The organism is Azospirillum sp. B2RO_4 (assembly GCF_051124815.1).
Lineage (GTDB): Bacteria > Pseudomonadota > Alphaproteobacteria > Azospirillales > Azospirillaceae > Azospirillum.
In genome coordinates this window covers 85,937-105,045 of sequence record NZ_CP118491.1, presented here as the reverse complement: position 1 = coordinate 105,045, position 19,109 = coordinate 85,937, and the positions used below count along the sequence as shown (strand labels likewise).

15 protein-coding genes are annotated in these 19,109 nt (G+C 69.2%); 8 read left to right on the top strand and 7 right to left on the bottom strand.

The window, feature by feature from the left end; translation table 11 throughout:
• Positions 1–19: 19 nt before the first annotated feature.
• The 3 genes from PWS46_RS28825 to PWS46_RS28815 are packed head-to-tail and all read left to right on the top strand — an operon-like array spanning position 20 to position 4,144.
• Complete coding sequence (locus PWS46_RS28825) at positions 20–1,771, top strand: ATP-binding cassette domain-containing protein (protein WP_434625576.1); 1,752 nt, start codon at positions 20–22, stop codon at positions 1,769–1,771.
• Positions 1,768–3,012, top strand: coding sequence for a nucleotidyltransferase family protein (locus PWS46_RS28820; RefSeq protein WP_434625574.1), 1,245 nt, complete (start codon positions 1,768–1,770; stop codon positions 3,010–3,012). Before PWS46_RS28825 ends, PWS46_RS28820 begins: the two co-directional genes overlap by 4 nt.
• A 46-nt stretch (positions 3,013–3,058) precedes the next feature.
• Positions 3,059–4,144, top strand: coding sequence for a CgeB family protein (locus tag PWS46_RS28815; protein ID WP_434625572.1), 1,086 nt, complete (start codon positions 3,059–3,061; stop codon positions 4,142–4,144).
• Here the strand turns inward: PWS46_RS28815 and PWS46_RS28810 are convergent.
• Positions 4,107–5,312 (bottom strand): glycosyltransferase family 4 protein, encoded by a 1,206-nt coding sequence (locus tag PWS46_RS28810; protein ID WP_434625570.1) that lies wholly within the window; start codon positions 5,310–5,312, stop codon positions 4,107–4,109. The two genes, PWS46_RS28815 and PWS46_RS28810, sit on opposite strands and share 38 nt — an antisense overlap.
• A complete protein-coding gene (locus tag PWS46_RS28805) occupies positions 5,309–6,367 on the bottom strand; it encodes a glycosyltransferase family 9 protein (RefSeq protein ID WP_434625569.1) in 1,059 nt (352 codons plus the stop codon). Before PWS46_RS28805 ends, PWS46_RS28810 begins: the two co-directional genes overlap by 4 nt.
• Before the next feature lie 397 nt (positions 6,368–6,764).
• On the opposite strand from PWS46_RS28805, the gene PWS46_RS28800 reads away from it, so the two are divergent.
• Positions 6,765–8,348 carry a lipopolysaccharide biosynthesis protein gene (locus PWS46_RS28800; RefSeq protein ID WP_434625567.1) on the top strand — a complete coding sequence of 528 codons (1,584 nt, stop codon included), beginning with the start codon at positions 6,765–6,767 and terminating at the stop codon, positions 8,346–8,348.
• On the opposite strand, the gene PWS46_RS28795 is transcribed toward PWS46_RS28800, so the two are convergent.
• Positions 8,328–9,041, bottom strand: coding sequence for a methyltransferase domain-containing protein (locus tag PWS46_RS28795; protein ID WP_434625565.1), 714 nt, complete (start codon positions 9,039–9,041; stop codon positions 8,328–8,330). The two genes, PWS46_RS28800 and PWS46_RS28795, sit on opposite strands and share 21 nt — an antisense overlap.
• A 148-nt stretch (positions 9,042–9,189) precedes the next feature.
• On the opposite strand from PWS46_RS28795, the gene PWS46_RS28790 reads away from it, so the two are divergent.
• Both PWS46_RS28790 and PWS46_RS28785 read left to right on the top strand, forming a co-directional pair.
• A complete protein-coding gene (locus PWS46_RS28790) occupies positions 9,190–10,758 on the top strand; it encodes a hypothetical protein (RefSeq protein ID WP_434625563.1) in 1,569 nt (522 codons plus the stop codon).
• A complete protein-coding gene (locus PWS46_RS28785) occupies positions 10,755–11,543 on the top strand; it encodes an FkbM family methyltransferase (RefSeq protein WP_434625561.1) in 789 nt (262 codons plus the stop codon). Before PWS46_RS28790 ends, PWS46_RS28785 begins: the two co-directional genes overlap by 4 nt.
• 51 nt (positions 11,544–11,594) lie before the next feature.
• Here PWS46_RS28785 and PWS46_RS28780 read toward each other — a convergent pair whose 3' ends face one another.
• From PWS46_RS28780 to PWS46_RS28765, 4 genes are all read right to left on the bottom strand, one after another.
• Complete coding sequence (locus PWS46_RS28780) at positions 11,595–12,341, bottom strand: hypothetical protein (RefSeq protein ID WP_434625559.1); 747 nt, start codon at positions 12,339–12,341, stop codon at positions 11,595–11,597.
• Positions 12,310–14,562 carry a GumC family protein gene (locus PWS46_RS28775; RefSeq protein ID WP_434625557.1) on the bottom strand — a complete coding sequence of 751 codons (2,253 nt, stop codon included), beginning with the start codon at positions 14,560–14,562 and terminating at the stop codon, positions 12,310–12,312. Before PWS46_RS28775 ends, PWS46_RS28780 begins: the two co-directional genes overlap by 32 nt.
• A 25-nt stretch (positions 14,563–14,587) precedes the next feature.
• A complete protein-coding gene (locus PWS46_RS28770) occupies positions 14,588–15,790 on the bottom strand; it encodes an outer membrane beta-barrel protein (RefSeq protein ID WP_434625555.1) in 1,203 nt (400 codons plus the stop codon).
• 395 nt (positions 15,791–16,185) lie between these two features.
• Positions 16,186–16,986, bottom strand: coding sequence for a metallophosphoesterase family protein (locus PWS46_RS28765; protein WP_434625553.1), 801 nt, complete (start codon positions 16,984–16,986; stop codon positions 16,186–16,188).
• Positions 16,987–17,211: 225 nt separating this feature from the next.
• On the opposite strand from PWS46_RS28765, the gene PWS46_RS28760 reads away from it, so the two are divergent.
• Both PWS46_RS28760 and PWS46_RS28755 read left to right on the top strand, forming a co-directional pair.
• Positions 17,212–17,727 carry a polysaccharide biosynthesis/export family protein gene (locus tag PWS46_RS28760; RefSeq protein ID WP_434625552.1) on the top strand — a complete coding sequence of 172 codons (516 nt, stop codon included), beginning with the start codon at positions 17,212–17,214 and terminating at the stop codon, positions 17,725–17,727.
• 264 nt (positions 17,728–17,991) lie between these two features.
• Positions 17,992–19,092 (top strand): hypothetical protein, encoded by a 1,101-nt coding sequence (locus PWS46_RS28755; protein ID WP_434625550.1) that lies wholly within the window; start codon positions 17,992–17,994, stop codon positions 19,090–19,092.
• Positions 19,093–19,109: the final 17 nt, after the last annotated feature.

Genomic DNA, 19,109 nt, shown 5'->3' with positions numbered 1-19,109 from the left:
AGCCCGGCGGCGGGACCGGATGGTTTCGCCCGCCGTCGCGGCGGCGCGGCGGTTCCTTCTCCTGCTGGCCGGTTCCTATGGCCGGAAGCGGATGGCCCTGATGCTGGGCCTGGGTCTGGCCGCCTCGCTGGCGGAAGGGGCCGGCCTGCTGCTGCTGGTGCCCGTGCTGGAACTGGTGGGCGTCGGCAGCGGCGGACAGGCGCCGGCCGGCCGGCTGCTGGAGGGGCTTGGGCTCTACCTGCTGCTGATCACAGGGGCCGCGGCCATCACCGCCGCCCGCAACATCCTGGGGAACGACCAGCGCAACCGATTCGTCGACCGGCTGCGCGGCGACCTGCACGCCGCCCTGCTGCACGTCTCCTGGCCCGCCTTCCAGCAACTGCGCGGCACCGACGTCAAGCAGATCATCGCGGGCGAGGTGGCCCGGCTGGGCATGTGCCATGACGCGCTGCTCAATCTGGGCATCGCCGCCCTGACCCTGCCGATCCTGTTCCTGTCGGCCCTGCTGCTGTCCCCGCTGCTGACCCTGTCGGCCCTGCTGCTGTCCGGCCTGGGCCTGCTGCTGATCCGGCGCATCGGGCATGGCGGCTTCGACATCGGCCTGCGCATCGGGCAGGCGCAGCGCGACATGATGGCCGACGTCACCGACGATCTGGCCGGGCTGCGCATCATCAAGGGGTTCGGAGCGGAGGCGGTGCGCGGCGCCAACCTGTCGCGGCGTTTCGCCGAGCTGCGCCGGCTCCAGTCCCGGCACGCCCGCATCCAGGCCGGGGAGCAGGCGGCGCTGGTGGTTGCCGCCGCCGCCATGGCGGCCGTGGCCGTGGCCGTGGCGGTCCTGTGGCTGGACCAGGTCCTGAGCGCGGCGCTGGTCGTCATCCTGACCTTCGTTCGCCTGGTCCAGCGGGGGCTGGGCGGGATGCGGGTCTGGCGGCAGCTGGAAAGCGGCCTGCCCGCCCTCGTCATCTACGAGGAGATGCTGGACAGGCTGCGGGTCGGAGCGGAACCGGCGGTGCAGGACGCGGTGCATGACGGCGGCCTGCCCCCCTTCACCCGCAGCCTGTCCTTCCGCGGCGTGGGGCTGCGCACGGCCGACGGCCGACGGGCTCTGGACGGGGTGGAGCTGGAGCTGCCCTTCGGCGCGCTGCTGGCCGTCACCGGCCCTTCGGGGGCCGGCAAATCCACCCTGGCCGATGTGGCGGCGGGTCTGGCCCGGCCAACCGAAGGCGGGGTTTGGCTGGACGGGGTGGAGGTGACGCCCGGCCTGCTCCCGGCATGGCGGCGGCAGGTGGCGGTCGTGCCGCAGGACTCGTTCCTGTTCCATGACACGATCCGCGCCAACCTGCTGCTGGCCGCCCCCGACGCCGGCGAAGACGCGCTGTGGGCGGCGCTGGAGGATGCGGCGGCGGCCGATTTCGTCCGCACGCTGCCGCTGGGCCTGGACACGGTCGTCGGGGATCGCGGCAGCTCCGTCTCCGGCGGAGAACGCCAGCGGCTGGCCATCGCCCGTGCCTTGCTGCGCCGTCCGCGCCTGCTGATCCTGGACGAGGCGACATCGGCGCTCGACGGCGGGTCGGAGGCGCTGGTGCTGCGGACCCTGGACCGGCTGCGCGGCCGGATGGCAATCCTGGCCGTCACCCACCGCGACCAGACCCGGCGGGCCGCCGATCTGGTCCTGGATCTGGACGAAGGACGGGTCCGGCGGCTGGAGTCCGTGGCGGAGACCCGGGCCGTGGCAGGAACCGCGCTACGCGACCGGGCGGATCGGGAATGACGATGGCGGAAACGATGGCGGACGTGACGGGCGGCCTTGGGGCCGCGCTGCCGGATTTGATGCCGGAGCTGATACCGGTTCTGCCGCCCCCGCAGCGCCATCTGCTCGCCGCCCTGTCGGCGCATTTCGGCGGCCGGACGCTGCCGGTTCCTGCGGCGGATCCCGACTGGACGGCGGTCTTCGAACTCGCCCGGCATCATCGTCTCGCCCCTCTTCTCGCCGGGGCGATTCCGCCGGAAACGCCTTTGGGGACGGGCGGCGGCCCGACGGTCCTCGACTGGCAGCGCGAGGTCGCCCGGCAATCCCTGCTGGCGACCGCCAGGATGCTGGCGATCACCCGGCATTTCGAGAAGTCCGGGATCGACCTTCTGGTTCTCAAGGGGCCGGCGCAGGCGATGCTGCTGTTCGGCAACGCCCAGGCCCGGTCCTGCCGCGACATCGACCTGCTGGTGCGACCGGCCCAGAAGGAGGCGGCCATCGCGCTGCTCCGCGGCCTGGGCTACGGAACCCGTCCCGACCTGCTGGCGCGGCACGTCAATGCGATTTTCCTGGCCTCCGAAACCGGGGGGCCGCCGGTGGAACTGCACACGCAGCTGAGCGAAGGCGACATTGCCTTTCCCGGCCGGGTCCTGGATCCCTTCCGCCACTCCGGCGAAGTGACCATCAACGGGCGGACGGTCCGGACACTGTCGCCGGGGGCCACCATCGCCTATGCCGCCCATCATGCCGCCCGACACCACTGGTCCCGACTCTATTGGCTGGCCGACCTGATGGCCGCCACCCGGCGCCCCGCCGCCGACTGGGAAGAGGCCGTCGTCTTCGCGAAACAGGGCGGGGCGGAGCGCCATCTTGCCATGGCCGTCCGGCTGGTCGCCGGACTGACCGGACTGGCGCCGCCCGTGGCCGTCCCCTGTCCGCGCCGGGATGTTCCCATCCTGCGGCGTGCGGAACGGATCACCGGCGCGATCTGGGCCCTGCCGCCGATGTCGGAGAACGAGGCGCTGCGCCGGGTCGGAAAGCTTCGGGTCATGCGGTCCGACATGGCCCTCTACAGCCATCCCCGGGCGGCGCTGCGCCATCTGCTCGCCCTGCTGCGCCCGACGGAAAGCGACAGCATGGGCGTCAGGCTTCCGGCCCCCCTGATGCCCGTCCTGATGCCGATGCTGCTGCCGTTCCGGATCATCCGCGTCCTGACGGCAAGGCTGGTGCGGCGGATCAGGACGCCCGGACGGGTGCTCTGACCCTTTGATGCACACTCCGGATCGCAATCGACGCAGGAGAGAAGGAATGGAGATCGTCTATGTCGGCGACCTCTGCGAAACCGGATCGTGCTTCCACCGGCTGCAGGCGTTCCGGCGGCTGGGTGTCCGGGTGCGGGCGTTCGACGTCGGGCCCTACATGCGGGCGGGCGGGCCGCTGCTGCGCCGGCTGCGCGACCGGCTGATGGCCGGCCCCGCCATCGCGCGGCTGAACCGCGACGTGGTGCGCGCCTGCCTGGAAACGCCGGCCGCCGGCCGGGTCTGGTTCGACAAGCCGCTGTGGATGCGGCCCTGGGCGCTGGACCGCCTGAAGCAGGCCGGGCGGCGTCTCTACAGCTTCACCCTGGACAACCCGTTCCACGTCATGAACGAGCCGGGCTGGCATGTCTTTCGCCGCACCATCCGCCAGTTCGACGTCAATGTGGTGCCGCGGGACAGCAGCGTCGACGATTACCGCGCCGCCGGGGCCGGGACGGTGGCGCTGTTCCCGGTGCCCTTCGATCCCTTCGTCAACCACCCCGCCGCCCCATGGCCGCCGGCGCGCTCCGTCGACGTGTCCTATGTCGGCTCCCCCTATGAAGAGCGTCCCGCCTTCCTGGCCGCTCTGGCCGACCGCGGGATCGCGCTGCGCATCGGGGGGGCGCGGTGGGGACGGCATCCGCGCATCCGCCGTCCGGGGGTAGCACTGGTTCCCGCCATGTATGGCGAGGCCTATCGCCGGGCCATCTGGGACGCCCGCGTCAATCTGGCCTTCCTGACCCGGAGCCATCACGATCCCTGCGCCCACAAATCCATGGAGATCACGGCCAGCGGCTCCTTCCTGCTCGCCGTGCGCAGCGACGGCCACCGCGCCGCCTTCGAGGAGGGGCGCGAGGCCGAGTTCTTCGGCTCCGTGGAGGAGGCGGCCGACAAGATCCGCTTCTACCTGAAGGACGACGCGGCGCGCGAGCGCGTGGCCCTGGCCGGCTGCCGCCGGGCCTGGACGTCGGGCTATGCCAACGACGAGCGGATCGCCGCCGTCTTCCGCGCCACCGATCCCGAGATGGGCGCCGAGCTGACCCGCCGGGCGGCGGCCGTCATGGCGGCGCGCCGGCGGGAGCTGGGGCTGGAGTGAGCGGAGGGGACGCCGTCGGGCGGACCAGCTCCTCCAGCGCCGCATGGAGCCGGCGTCCGTAATCGTCCCAGCCGCCGAAAGACCGGATCCGCTCCCTGGCCGCCCGCCCCATCGCCGCCGTCAGCGCCGGATCGCCGGCCAGACGCACCAGCCGGTCGGCGAGGGCGTCCGGATCGCGGATCGGCACGATGAAGCCCTCCACCCCATCGGTGAACAGGTCGGCGGCACCGGTGTTGGTGGTGGCGATCACCGGCGTGCCGCAGGCCATGGCCTCGGCCATCACCATGGCCAGCCCCTCCTCCACCGAGGGCAGCACCAGCACCGAGGCGCGCGACATCTCCCGCACCAGGTCGTCCCCGTGCAGCACCCCGGTCATGGTCACCGACAATCCGCCGCCCTCTCGCCCCAGCAGCGTCGCCGTTTCCGGCTGCTCCAGTCCAGTCAGGACCAGTTCGGCTCCAGTGATGCCGGCACGGCGCACGGCGCGCAGCAGATAGGGCAGCCCCTTGCGGATGCCGGGCTGACCGACGAACAGGATGCGGAAATGACCGTCCTTGGGACCGAGCGGCCGGAAACGCGACAGGTCGCCGCCATAGGGAAGCAGGCGCAGCCGGTCCGGCGCCACGCCGCGGGCGATGAAGCTGTCGCGCACGAAGCCGGACGGCACGGCGATGGCGTCCGCACGCTCGTACTCGGCAAGCTCCCTGGCCTTCACCCGCGGGTCGATGCCTTTCCAGGCGAAGCCGTGCAGCCCGTACTCCTCGCGCAGCAGGTCGTCCTGAAACCCGATGTGGCTGGACCCGCGGTCGCAGACATGGCGCCCTCCCCGTTCCTGGATGGCGCGGCCGGTGCGCAACCCCATGCCGGACAGGACGATCGCCACGTCGCACTCCGGCAGGTTGGCCGCGACGTGCCGGTCGTGCATCGACTGCGCCCGCCAGGCCCATTCGCCGGCCAGACGGCTCTGGAACCAGGGATAGCGGATCAGTGCCATGTAGGGGGCCTGAAGCCAGGGCCAGCTCCGCAGCCGGTCGGGGTCGATGCCGCTGTCCCGCAGCTTGAAGCGGGGATAGCCGGTGAACAGCGCCGCCAGGGCGCCCCGCGCCTGGAGCTGCAGAGCCTGGTTGACGCTGTGGAAGCGTCCGATGGTGGAGACGACGGCTTTCATGGGGTGGGCGCTCCGGTGCAGGCCGCGACCCGCGCCGCCCTTGCGGCGGCTGCAGGAGGAAAAGTCAGCAGCAGGTCGTCGGCTGCCGCCAGCACGTCGGCCGGCGCGACCCGTTTCATGCAGCTGCGGTCCGGGCAATGCCCCCCGGAGCAGCCGCCGCACCAGTCCCCGGCCGCCGAGACGATCCGGCAGGTCGGCACCCCGAGCGGCAGCCAGTGGTGGGGCTCCTGCCAGCCCGAGGCGACGACCACCAGCGGCACCCGCGTGGCACGGGCGACATGCATGGCGCCGCTGTCCAGGCAGACCGCCAGATCGGCCCCCGCGAACAGCGCACCCAGCGCGGCGATGCCGGTCCGGCCCGCGAGCGAGGCGGCCGGGCCGCGCATCCTGCCGCGGATGCCGTCGATCAGCTCCGCCCCCGCCGCCGTTCCCACGAAGACGGGCTGCAGCCCCCTGCGTTCGGCCAGCAGGTCGGCCAGCTCCGCGAAGCGGTCGGGAAACCAGTCCGTCGGCTGCCCGCCGCTGGTCTGCGGAGCGAGGACGGCAATGGGGCGGGACGGGTCGATGCCCTCCGCCCGCAGCAGGCCATCCACCGTTCCGGGCAGGTCCGGGGCGAAATGGAGTTCCGGCTCCGGCCCCCGTCCGGGCTCTTCCGGCAGGGCGACGCCGAGCGGCCGCAGGGCACGCAGGTTGTTCGCCTGCATGCTGACGGACCAGTCATAGGCGAGCGGTGCATCATAGAGAGCCAGAGCCTCCGCCGTTCCCAATCCCGAGCGCCGTCGCGCCGGGATCGCCGCCGCCACCAGCCCCAGAGCATAGCGCCGCGCCGCCGCCGTCGTGATCAGCCAGTCATAGCCGTCAGCATCCGCCGGGACGGCACGGCGCGCCGCAAGGGCGGCGCGGAACGGGGTCCGGTACGGGGGCGGCAGGATATGGATGCGGTCGATATGCGGGTTTCCAGCCGCGATCTCCGCCATGAGTGCCGAGCCGGCAAGGGTGACGGTCATGTCGGGCCGGGCGCGCCGCAGGACGGAGAAGAGGGGCGTCACGGCCATGCCCGATCCCAGTTCCTTCTCGAAGGCGACGACGACGGCATGCGGTCGCCGGGCGCCAGAAGAATTGGAGGCGGGGCCGACGGCGGAATTGCCAGAAGAATTGGAAGCGGAATCGGCACGGCATCGTCCGAACAGATGGCTGATGAGAGCTATGCCCATCCGTCGCACGGCAGGTCGTCTCCATGATCGCGGCGCGGCGGGATCATCGGAAGCATGGGGCGCCCTGTCAAACGAAACTCCACGGCGAAAATCCCCGCCGAAACTCCCGCCCAAGGGCGCGGGACCACAAAGCGCTTTGGCCGCTGTCACCCGTTCCCATAAGATCGCCGCCCCACAAGATCGCTTCCGCGCGGGTGGCGCACCCGCCGGCGTTCCTGTCCAAGGTCATCGGGCGCGCATGAGCCAGCCACCTCCGTCCCCCCAGCCCGCAGGCGCCCCGGCCGGCCTGCGCGGCCGGCTGATCTCCGGGACCGGAGCGCTGGGCATCACCATGGTGGCCTGGAGCGTGCTGCAGATCCTGGCGGTTCCCGTCTTCCTGGCCCATTGGGGAAGCGAACGCTATGCCGACTGGCTCGCAATCAACGCCCTGGCCGGGCTGCTGGTGCTGCTGGAGCTGGGGATCAACGCCCATCTGGGCGCTCGCATGATGGTCGAAGCCGGCCGCGACGACACCAGCGGGGTCGGCCGGATGCTGTCGGTCGGGCTGGGCCTCTATGCCGGCGTGCTGGTTCCGGGGGCCGGGCTCGTCGTCCTGGGCTGGCTGGCCGGGCTGGACGCCATGCTCGGCCTGACCGCGCCGGATGCCGGGACGGCGACGCTGGTTCTTTCGATGGCGACCCTGCTGCTGGTGCCACGGCCGATCCTGGGCAGCGTCCTGTCGGCGTTCGGCCGCTTTCCGCTCGCCGTCTGGCTGGGCGGCGCCCAGCAGCTTCTGGGGCTGGCCGCACAGATCGCGGTCGTGACGGCTGGCGGCGGGCTGCTGGCCGCCGCCATCGCGTTCCTGGCCGTGGCGATCCTGGTGGGATGGGTGCTTCCCCTGGCGGTGATCCGGCGGAGCCACCCAGCCGTCGGCTTCCGCCCCCGCTGGCCGGAGCGCGGGGAGGTGGGGCGGATCCTGTTCCGCTCCGGCCTGCATTCCGTCACCATCGCCACCACCCCCCTGCTGCAGCATCTGCCGGTCCTGTTCCTGCAGCGGCTGATGCCGGACGGGCTGGCCGTGGTCCTGTTCACGACGATGCGGACCTATGCCGGCGCCTTGCGGCAGATCGTCTCGCAGGTCGTGCTGTCCTCGGCCATGGAGATGACGCGCCAGCACCATCGCGGCGAGGAGTCTGTGCTGAAGCGTCTGTTCAGCCTGACCGGGCGGGTCGCCGGGGGAGCGGCGGGGATGCTGGCCGGGCTGCTGCTGGTCGCCGGGGAGCCGGTCTTCCGCGTCTGGACCCACGGCGCCATCGCCTTCGATCCGCTGCTGGCCTCGGTCTTCCTGGCGACCTGCCTGCTCGTCGTGCCGGGCCTGCTGAGCAGCGCGCTGCTGCGGCTGACGGATCATGCGGACGCCCTTGTCCTGGCATCCCTCCTCCAGGCCGTCCTCAGCGTCGTCCTCTGCCTGATCCTGATCCCCTGGACCGGCGCCCTGGGGGCCGGCATCGCGGTTGCCATCGCAGAGCTGGCCGCGGTCGGCGGTCTGGCTCTGCGGCGGACATGCCGGATCTTCCATCTGCACCGCGCGCATCTGCTTCCGGCCATCCTGGCGGGGATCGGAGGGGCCGCCCTGGCGGGCGGGGCGGCGGCCGGGCTGTTCGCCCTGACGGCGCCGCAAACCCTGGTCCAGCTGGTCGTCACCGGAGGGATCTGGACCCTGCTGGTCGGGCCGCCGGCCGTCCCGCTCCTGCTGCCGCGCCGATTGCTGGCCGGCTTGTGGCCCCGATTGCGGAGTGGGGTGCTGTCGCCGCTGGCGCTGCTACGCCGCCGGGGTGCCTGATGCGGCCGTCTTGCGGACGACCGCCTGGATCTGCGCCAGGGCGCCGCCGTCCGTCTGGGCCACCGGCCGGCCGAGCCGCTGCTCCAGCCGGGTCAGCAGGCGGTCCGCCCATCCGACCGCCGCCCCCCCGCCGAACAGCCGCCGCATGATGGCGGAGCGCCAGGAGCCCAGGGAGTAGAGCCCGCGCCCCCAGGCGCCGATCGGGCGGCGCAGGCCATGGTCATAGCCGTGATCCTGCACGGCGATCTCCTCGATCGCCGCATCCGGCAGGGCGGACAGCAGTGCCCGCAGCTCATGGGAGACGGGGGACCAGCTGGCCGGGCTGTCCAGGCGGAAGCTGGCCTTGTGGTCGCTGTTGAACAGGGACGGCCAGACGCCCTGTTCGTACAGATCCTCATGGGGCACGACCAGGACCAGCACGCCGCCCGGCCTCACCAGCGCCCACCATTGGGCGAGAGCCGCGGGCACGTCGGACATGTGTTCCAGGCAATGCGAGCTGTGGACGCAGTCGAACTGCGCCGGCGCGAGATGGTCCAGGATACGGTTCGCGTCGCCATCCTGCCGGTCGAACCCCCGGGCATGGGGAACCACCGGGTCATCGCCGCAACCGATGTCCAGCACGAGGCCCGAGAAATACCGTTCTATGAAGGCATCGCCGCGGATGGCGTTCGTCTTGCGCGCTTCGGTGACCAAGCCGTCGTCCAGGCAAAGCGGGGAAAAAGGCGGGAATGCTGCAACCGGCCGCCCGTTGCGTCAATCACAATCACCGCTGGCCACAATCGCAAGCGGATTCGTCTCCCCGGCCAGGGGAATGTCCGCTTTTTCAACCATAGCATGATCCTTGCGTCCGGCTTCGATTCACGCTGAACTGCCGCGGCTTTCAGGGGATGCTTTTTCGGGGGCGACGGTGGCGGGGCGGGCGGACAACCACGGACAATTGCTTGACGGCTGGAGGGTGGTCTCGGTCCTGACCTTCCTGCTCCAGCTCGTGTTGGGCACCTCGCCGCTTTTCGCCGTCATATCGCTGGCGATCTTTCTGCTGACCCCGACGGTGATCCGGATGAATGGCGGGATCTCCAGCATGGGATCGCTGCTGTTCGTTGCCTCGTACAGCAAGCTGTTCTTCATCGCCCAGTGGGTGAAGATCCTGGTGGGCCAGCCGGCGGACAGCCACCTCCAGGCCCCGGTCGGGACGGTTTTCGTCCTGTTCATGGGCGTTCTGGTCTTCATGGCCGCCGGCATGGCGATCCGGGTCCTGTTCGGACGGTCGTCCGGGCTTGTTTCCCCACCCCAGGACCCGCGATTCCTGGCCGGGCTGGCCATCGTGGCCACCCTGCTGACCCTGTTCTCCATCATCGCCCGGCATCTGGCCGGCCTCAGCCGGGCGGCGGACGCCATGGCCTACGAGGAAGGACAGGGGCTTGTCCTGCTGCTTTACATGGCGAACCTCCTTCCGCTTGCCGTGGCGGCCACGACGGCACGGCGGGCAGTGCTGTCGGAGGGGAAGAGCTTCATCGATCCCTGGGTCCTGGCGACCCTGCTGCTCACGGTCCTGCAGGGCTTCTGGGAGAATGTCCGGCTGATCATGCTGGGAGGCGGCATCGCCTTCATCGCGACCTATCTCTCGTACGGCGGAAAAATCCGGCTCAGGCATATGGCGCCGGTGATGGCCATGGTCGTCCTGATGCAGCTGATCATCTTTCCGCTGATCGACCTGCAGCGCGGGATCGAGCGCGGCCTGGGCGTCACCAGCTTTCTTCGGGAAACACTCAACATCGCGTCCGACCTGCTGGATCCGTTCGGACGCACCCTGCGCGAAGAAGGGCTGGACAGCCTCTACTACAGCTGGGACACCCGCCTTTACTACGGCGAACCCCTGGGCTTTCTCGACCGTTTCAGCCCCAACCCCCTGGATGAGGTCGTCGCTTTCGTCCAGGACAGCGGGACCTTCGGCGGCGAAACCTTCCTGAGACAGTTTCTCTACGCCATTCCCAACGTGATCCTGCAGCCGCTTGGCATCGAACGCCCACCGCGGGGAGGAGAAATCTTAGAATACACCATCTTGCACACATTCACGAATATGAATTATGGAGTATTTGCAGAGACATATGCATATTTTGGAGACTACCTGTTTATCCCTGTCAATATCGTTATCTTGTTTTTCTATCTATCCGGGCTAGGAATTATTTACGGAAATGGCGAAAAGAACTATTTCCTGCCGTTCGGCTTCTCAACCCTCTACTTTACCTACTGCAACTCCGACATCGCCGACATCGGGCCCCAGGTAACGATCCAGTCGGTCATGAACCTCATGATCCTCGTCGCCATCATCATGGCGATGGGTCCGATGGGTCGCAGCCGGCTTCGGCCAGAGGTTCGGCCAGAGGTTCGGGCAGAGGAAAGACCGTGATCGGGACGCTCAAACGGCGGCTCGCCCGCCATCTGGAGCATCGCTTTCCGCTGTGGTGGCTCAAATTCCGCATCTGGCGGCGGGACCGGCATTTCGAACGGGAATTCTTCACCCTGGGGCCGCTGTGCCCCCCCGGCCGGATCGCCGTCGACGTCGGCGGCAATGCCGGGGAATATTCCTACTGGCTGTCCCTGCATGCGGCACGGGTCATCGTCTACGAGCCGAATCCCGGCTGCCATCCGGCCATCTCCCGCCTGAACCGCCCCAACATCCGGCTGCGCTCCGTCGCCCTGTCGGACCGCAGCGGCACCGCCCGCCTCGTCTTTCAGAACGGGAATTCGGGAATTGGCAGCATTGCGGGTGAAAATCCGATCTTCTCCCTGGAGAACGAGCCCGGCTACATCCAGCTGACGGTGCAGACCGTCCGCCTGGACGAGGAGGCGCTGGACCCGGTCGGCCTGATGAAGATCGATGTGGAAGGGCACGAGGCCGCGGTGATCGCCGGCGCCATGGGGGTGATCCTGCGCGACCGCCCGCGGCTGATGATCGAAGTGGAGGAGAGGCACCGCGCCGGCGCCCATGACAGGGTGCGTGCCCTGCTGGAACCGGCCGGCTACCGCCGTTTCCGGCTGGAGGAGGGCCGGCTTCGCCCGCTGCCCTGGGATGTGGACGCGCGGTCCCTCCAGACGGCGGCGCCGGGCACGCCCGGCTATGTGAACAACTTCTTCTTCTTCCACGAAACGGATCCGCTGGCGGACCCGCTGGCCGCAAGCCGCCGGCCATAGCGACAGCTGCGGCCATAACCGCCGCCATGGCCGCCGCCATGGCCGCAGCCGTCAGCGCTTGCCGTGCAGCCTGACATAATGGGCCATCTCTTCCTCGCTCAGCAGGGAGAGGGACTCGTCCACCAGATCATAGGCATCCGGGCGCTTGCTCAGCGTCGCGACCTCGTCGGGCATGATGACCCAGGCCAGCCGGATCTGCCGGCGCAGGAGCGACAGGCTGTCCGCATCCATGGCGGTGCGCAGGCGGAAGCCCATCTCCAGCCGCCACATCATCAAGGCCGGCTCCACCGCGCCGGTCAGCATCGACAGGCGCAGCGCCTCGACCGCGTGCTTGCGGTCGCCGCCCCGCTCGAACAGGGCGGCCAGATGCGCCCAGGCATGGGGCTGTCCGGGAGCGAGCCGCACGGCCGTCCTGGCGGAGGCCAGGGCTTCGGCGAGCAGGCGGTCGCGATCCGGGCCGGGCGCCGCCGCTTCGGCCTGGGCCGTCAGGAGCACGGCGCGCGCCGCCTCGCGCTCGCCGCTGGCATCCCAGCGGTTCGCCGTGGCCAGAGCCTCGCTCGCCCCGGCGAGACGCTCCGGCGACGGCGGGTTGCCGCTGCGGACCTCCCGCAGTTCGGCATCGGCGCCGAGGGCGGACAGGGCGGCGGCCAGTTGCGGCACCCCCAGGCCCAGCAGAAGGACGCCCACCAGCGCCCCGACCAGGGCGGAGACCGGCGACGACGGCTTCCTGGCTCCGGAAGGGCGGGCGGAGGCACGCCCCTCCCGCTCACTCGGCGTAATAGTCGCGGTAGCGTCCATAATATTGTCCGTAATCGCCATAGCCGTAGCGGGCGTGCTTGCGCTGATCGACCTGCGACAGGACCACGCCATGGACCGGCGCCCCGACACCGGTCAGCAGCTTCATTCCGTTGCGCACGGCATCCCGCGGCGTGGAGTTCCAGCGCACCAGATAGATGACTCGGTTCGCCAGGCGGGCCAGAACGCGGGTATCGGCGACCGCCAGGACGGGGGGCGAGTCGATGATGATGCGGTCGTACCGGGTGAGCAGATCCTTGAGCATCTCCTCGATGGCCGCCCCCTTGAGCAGTTCGGGCAGGTCGGGCGCGCGGCCGGCCGGCAGGAAATCGAGGGTGCCGGCGACGTTGTGCTGGATCAGGTCCCCGATCTGCGCCTCGCCCAGCAAGGCCTGCGCCAGGCCCCGCTCGCCGTCGGTGCCGGTCAGCGTGTGCAGGCGCGGCCGATAAACGTCGGCGTCGATCAGCAGCACCCGGCCTCCCATCTTCGAATAGATCAGCCCCAGGCAGAAGGACAGGAAGGTCTTTCCCTCCTTCGGCACCGAGGACGTGATCATGATGACGGGGGCCTGCTCGCCGCCGGCGATCTCCAGGCTGGTGCGGAGGCTGCGGACGGCATCCGCCAGGACGGAACGCGGGCGCTCCAGGATCTCCTTGACCGGCGAGACGTCGCGGCCCCGCCGGTAGGGAACCATGGCCAGGGTGGGAAGGCCGGTCAGTTCCTCCGTCTCGTCGGCCGAACGCAGGGCGTTGTCGAGCCGGTCGAGCAGGAACACCAGGATCGCGCCGCCGATCAGGGCCACCATGCCGACGGCCATGAGCAGGGACAGTTTGCGCGGATAGCTGGGCGAGGTCGGAATGTCGGCCTGCGACACGACGCGCGCGTTGGCCCTCTGCATCCGCTCCTGCTGGTCTTCGCGCTTGAAGCGGGTGAGGAAGGATTCGTACAGGCCGCGGTTCGCCTCCGCCTGGCGTTCGAGTTCGCGCAGGCGGACCTCCGCCTCGCCCGCCACGTCGGACTGGCGCTGCAGCCCGTTCAGGTCGCTTTCCAGGGCGCGCACGCCGGCGGCGGCGGCTTCGGCATCCGCCGACAGCGAGGTGCCGATCTTGTCGACCTCGTGGGCGATCTTGCCGCGGATCTCGTTCAGTTCGGCCCGCAGCCCGAGAATGCGCGGATGCCGGTCCGCATAGACCTTGAGGGCATCGGACATTTCGCGCTGCGTCGTCGCTTCCTGTTCGCGCAGGCGCTGGATCAGCGGCGACTGCAGGACGTCGGAAAAGGCATCCACGCTGCCGCGGGAGCGCATGAGCTGGCGCGCCTGATCCAGCCGCGCCCGCTTCTGGGCCAGATCGGCCCGCGCGATCATGAGGCGCGAATTGAGTTCGGAAAGCCGCTGCTCGTTGATCGTGGCCTGCTGGTCGCCCTTGCGGCGCAGGCCGTGCTGGGCCCGGTACTCCTCCACCGCGGACTCGGCGCTGACGACGTCGCGCCGCAGGGATTCGAGCCGTTCGCCGAGCCATGTGGCCACGCGCCGGGTATCCTCGAAGCCCGCCTCCAGGCGGTCCAGGACATAGAGCTGGGCGATGGTGTTGGCGATCAGGGCCGCCTTCTCGCGATTTTCCGACGTGTAGCGGACGGCGATGATCAGGGTGCGGCGCTGCGGCGCGACCTGGAGCCCGCCCAGGAATCTCTGGACCAGAGCGGCCTGCTCGATCTCGGCGCGGGAGGATTCGCTGAGGGTCGACGGGTCCGCCTCGTTCGACGGCAGGCTGCCGGCGAGCCAGGACAGCGGGTTGAGCGAGCTGAGGAAACTGTCGAGAGGCCTGGGGGGACGGAGTTTGGGGTTGAATTCCGGATCGTTCGCCAGCCCCAGCTTCTCGACCACGCGGTGCGCCAGCATCCGCGACGAGATGAGGTCGGCCTCGGTCTGAACGGTGACGTCGTTGATCCACTCCGGCCGGATCATGGTGTCGGCCAGGGCGTTGCGGACCTGCGACGCCTCGATCATGATCCGGGTTTCGGCCGTATAGCGGGGCGTGATCTGCTGAAGATACAGCACGGTCGGGACCAGCGCCGCCAGCAGGATGGCAAGAACCAGGAACTTGCCACGCCACAGGACCCGCCAGGCCCACCGGACGCGCTTGCGGAACTCCTCCTGGAAATCGGGGGTCCGGGAAGTCCCGGCTTCGCGTTCGGATGGGCTGACGAGATTCAAAAGACTCACCACGAAACTCCAGACCAGATACCCGTCAAAGCTGCGCCCCGAGCCGGATGAAGAACACCGTCTGCCGATAGGAGGACGTGTCCAGCTCGGAATCCTTGCGCTTGTATGCTGCCTCACCCGCCACGAACAATTCTGGGGTAAAAGCGTAGGTGGCGCGCATGCGCCCCTCATAGAGCCAGGCATCCTGGTTGTTGACGCCCTGCAGCTCGTCCCGGGAAACCGATGCGATGCCGGTGAGGATCAGGTTGCGCCGCATCTCGTGGCGGACGAGCACCGACCCGGTGGTGCGCACCAGCGCCGACGCACCCTGCGTGATGGACTCGGAAACCGACCGTTCGAGCGACGGCACGACGATGGTGAGCTTGTCGGGCGTCCAGTTGAAGGTGGCCCGGACCGACAGGCCCGACGGATCGCTCAGACGCGAGTCCTTGTAGTCCTGGCGGAAGTAGCCGACCAGGAAGTCGCCGCGCAGCAGCTGGCTCAGGTCGACGCCGACACCGGCTTCCGCGCGGTAGCCGTGGCTGTCGCGCTCCAACCCGTTCCGGTCGGACTTGGAATCGTACTTGCGGGTGTTGGCCGACAGCTCCGTGACCGCGGCATAGCCCGGAAACATCTCGTAGCTGCCGCGCACGCGGCCGGTCACTTCCCAGCGGTTGCGATCCTCGTTGGGAATGACCGAGGCGGCGGTGCCCGGCACATTCTCGTAAAGGCGGCGGTCGGCGTCGATGCCGGCCAGCAGCGTGTATCGGCCTTCCTTGTGCTTGACGTTCGACCGCAGGGTCAGCCCCCGGGTCGGCGTCGGCTTGCTGCCGCCGGCGTCGTCGGGGCTGCCGCGCTCCTCGTGCCGGGCATAGGCCTGCAGGAAGGCGTTGGCTTCCGTCGCGGCACCGATGTCGTAACGGGCGTCGACGTCGGCCTGGGCGTTCAGCTGGTCGTCGTTGCCGTACCGGTAATATTTGATCTTCTCGACCATGCCCGAGAAATTCAGCATGTGCTCGGCGAAGCGCGAACGCAGCTTGACCTCGGGCCGCACGGTGTTCAGGAAGTCCGACTTGGGATCGGAATTCTGCGCGAAGACGTTGCTGTTGTAAGCGGTGTCCAGCTCGAGCTTCGGCAGCAGCAGGAAGCTTCCGAGTTCGATGCCCTTGGGGTCGTAGGATTCGTGCATCCGCTCGGAGTCGTCCTTGCGGCGCTCGTCATCGGTGCCGAGGTTGGTTTCCGTGGTCACCCTGGCGCCGGAATGCGCCTTCCGCGGGTCCTGCCCCGGAGCGGTCTGGCCGGCAACCTGTGCCCAGACCGGCCCGGAGGCGGCCATTCCCGCGGCAAGGGCGGCGCATCCAAGCAGCCCGATGCCCGACCGCCGCCCCGCACGACGCCCCAGGGGGCGCTTCGACGCGATGGATGAGGACGAAACAGTTACCCCCGTAGCAAACACCTCACCCATAGCGCTAATGCCCCCTACACTTTTGGCCAGCTTCATCCGTGGTATATATCAGAGCATTTGCACTATCCACTAGCGTGTATCGGGGCAGTCGGGCACATCCTTGCCTTCGGCAGCCCCAAGGCTTTGCGTCCGGCTTTGCGTCCGGCTTCGCCGGAGCCCACCTCCCGGACGGCCGTCCGTCAGGCGGTTACCTGGATGAAGCTGCGCGCGGTGCCGCGAAGCGCCAGGGCCGTCAGGGTTCCGGTCGCGTAGGCCCCGGTGTCGATGCCGATCCGGGCCGCCGTCACCTCCGGCGACCGGGTGATGGTGTGCCCGTGCACGATGGTCTTCTCATGCGGGTGCGGCCAGGACAGGAACGGTTCGCGGATGGTCAGCAGGTCGTCCGTCCGCTGGCGGGCGAGCGGACGGCCCGGCCGGATGCCGGCATGGACGAAGGCGTAATCCCCCAGCACCACCATGGGCTCGAGCGCTTTCAGGAAGGCCAGGTGCTCGTCGGGCAGGCGCTCCATCAATGCGTCGCGCAGCGCCCGGCATCGGGCGGGATCGCTGGTGCCGACCGAGGCGCGGATGCCGTAGCTGCCCAGCGCCTCGGCGCCGCCGTAGTTCAGCCATTCCGAGGCGCGGACGGGATCCCCGATGAAGTCCAGCATCGCCGCCTCGTGGTTGCCCAGGAGGAAACGGCACGACACGCCGGCGAGCGGGGCGCGGCACAGCCGGTCGAGCACGCCGCAGCTGTCGGTGCCGCGGTCGATGTAGTCGCCCAGGAAGACGACGACCGACTCCAACCCGTTCGCGCGCTGCCGTTCCGCATCGGCGGCGATGGCGGCGAGCATGCGGTCGAGGGCCTTGCGCTCACCATGGACGTCGCCGACCGCATACACGCAGGTCCCCTCCGGAGCGCTCGGCTCCCGCAGACCGTCATTACCGCGATTCGGCGAGCGGCCTCCCAGCCGGGACATCATCTTCGCGAACAAATTCATTCCATCCACTCGCCTCGAGCGGCAACCACTCGTTTCACTGACGATATTGGGGTATAAGGGCGCCATGCCGACCCCCGACGCGCCGCCCCGATGGCGCGCCTGCCGTCCGTGGCTTTTCTCATAGTGGAGAGTTCGTCGTCCATGCTGGCGTTCCTTGATGCGAAACCTTTGCGCGGCCTCGTCATGGCTGGGGTCCTCGCCGGTGTTCTTCTCGGCGGATGCGCGATGACCCCGGGCCTGCCGGCGGAACAGGCGCCGATGAAGCCGGGCAATCCGACGGAGGGGTATCTTCTCGAGCCGGGCAACCGCGTCCGGCTGATCGTCTTCAACGAGGCGGGGCTGTCCGGCGACTTCACGATCGACCAGGCCGGCAACGTGTCCCTGCCGCTGATCGGGAACGTGCCGGCGAGCGGGATCACGGCCAAGCAGCTGTCCAAGCGCATCGAGGACCACCTGAGGAAGGACGCCTACCTGCAGGACCCCAAGGCCGCGGTCGAGGTGCAGACCTTCCGCCCCTTCTATGTGCTGGGGGAGGTCCGCCAGCCCGGCGAGTTCCCCTACACCAACGGCCTGACGGTGCTGAGCGCCGTGGCGCGTGCGGGCGGATACGACTACCGCGCCTGGGAGGGCGATGTGGTCCTGGTCCGCACGATCGACGGCGACCAGCACGAATACCGTGCCAGCGAGCGGACCCCCATCCTGCCCGGCGACATCGTGCGGGTGCTGCAGCGGCGGCTCTGACCCACAGCCGGAAGACGTACAGGCGGCGGATCGGTTCAATCCTGATTCGCAGTCAATCCGTATTCGCTCCGCCGCAGGATTGTGTTAATAAGGAAAATCAGGCATTGCAGGCAGCCCCGTCGGGACTGCCTGGCCAGAGGGATCGGGTCTCAGGGATCGGGCCTCAGGGACTGGTCGATGGTCGTCGGGCCAGGGTAATTCCGTGTGGCCAAGGTAATTCCGTGCGGTGAGCCCGCACGGTGGTTCCGGATGTGGAGGGGACGGATGTTGAACAGGGGCAGTGTTCTGACGCTCGCGGTGGCCGCTCTGGTCGGCATCCTGCCGGCCATGCCGGCCATGGCGCAGAATGGCGCACAGGGCAACGGGGCCGCCGCCGCAAGTGCGGCTCCCCTGCCCCCGGCGCTGCAGGCGGCCATCCAGTCCGGCAATCCGGGGGCGGTGTCCCAGGCCATCGCCACCCTCAGCGGCGGCAACCCGCAGCGGACGGCGGCATTGGCCACCAGCGTCGTCGCCGCGGCCGAACGCCTCCTGCGGACCAACCCCCAGGCCGCGGTGCAGATCGCGACCGTCGCGGTGGAAAGCGTCCGCACCAACGCCGTTGCCCAGGGCGCGCCGCAGCAGGTGACGACGGTGGTGACCACCGCCGCCCGCATTTTCGTGCAGCCGGACGCACAGCGGCTGGCGCCGGACGCCACGGCGAACCTGGCGACCATCTCCATTCAGGCCGCGGCCACGACGAGCAACCCGACGCTGGTCGCCACCATCGCCAACCAGGCGGTCTCCTCGGCGGAAAAGATCCTGACCGTCTCGCCGGCCGCCGCGGTGCAGGTCGCCGCGACGGCGGTCCAGGCGGTGAATGAACAGCCGGTGACCCAGGGCGCGCCGCAGCAGACGATGCAGGTGGCCACCACGGCGGCCCGCATCATCGTCAACCCGGAAGCGCAGCGCATCGCGCCGCAGGGTGTGGCGTCGATCGCCGTAGCGACGGTTCAGATCGTCTCAAACCCGGTCGTCTATCAGGCAAATCCCCAGGCGGCCATCACCGTCATGGACAACTCCTACAAGGCGGCGAGCAGCCAGACCGTCGTCGCCGCGGTGCCGACGGCGGCCCAGACGGTGACGCGCGGACTGGTGCAGGCGTCGCAGAGCGGCAACCTCGCCCAGAGCAATCCGACGAACGCCACGCAGGTTTCGGAAATCCTGACCCGGTCGAACAACAACAACCAGCCGGCCGTCGAACAGAACAACAACCAGAACAATAACCAGAACAATAACCAGAACGCCCAGAACAACAATCAGAACAATCAAAACAACAACCAGCCGATCATTCCGCCCTTCACCCCGACGACGACCAGCCCGACCTGAGCGCGCATGCGCGTCAC